We start from the raw sequence: 364 nt of genomic DNA, 5'->3' as shown, positions 1-364 counted from the left end.
GCCGTGGCGCCATTCGGCCTTGGCCACCACCCGCCTGCGGCGCGTCCAGCTGTCCTTTGTGATCCAGTCAAAGGAGGTAAAGCCGCGCGCAGCTCTGCCTGTCGTGGCGGCTTCGTCACGAACCTCAGCGGACAAAGAGGCAATCCGGTCATACAGGCGGGTGTTGCCTGCAAGCCCGAACAGGAAGTCAACGTGGTTGTCTTCGCACCATGTCATCAGACTGTCCCGGGCGAAACCGCTGTCCCCACGCACCAGGATACGCACCCGGGGCCAACGGCTCCTGATCTGCTCCACGATCCGGCGGATGTCTGCCAGTGCTTCCTTCCCCGGGTCCCTGTCTGCCGTGCGCAGGGTAGCGCTGAGG

Annotated in this window: 1 protein-coding gene; it reads right to left on the bottom strand. The window is 64.6% G+C overall.

Translation table 11 applies throughout. The annotated features are described in order from the left end of the window. Positions 1-364: transposase (locus tag FKW31_RS13470; protein ID WP_150178792.1), on the bottom strand; the 364-nt coding region annotated here is incomplete at both ends.

Origin of the sequence: Acetobacter sp. DmW_136, assembly GCF_008690365.1 — a bacterium.
Lineage (GTDB): Bacteria > Pseudomonadota > Alphaproteobacteria > Acetobacterales > Acetobacteraceae > Acetobacter > Acetobacter oryzifermentans.
Note: the sequence above shows the minus strand (reverse complement) of the source record. Positions and strands in the feature narration are given on the sequence as shown.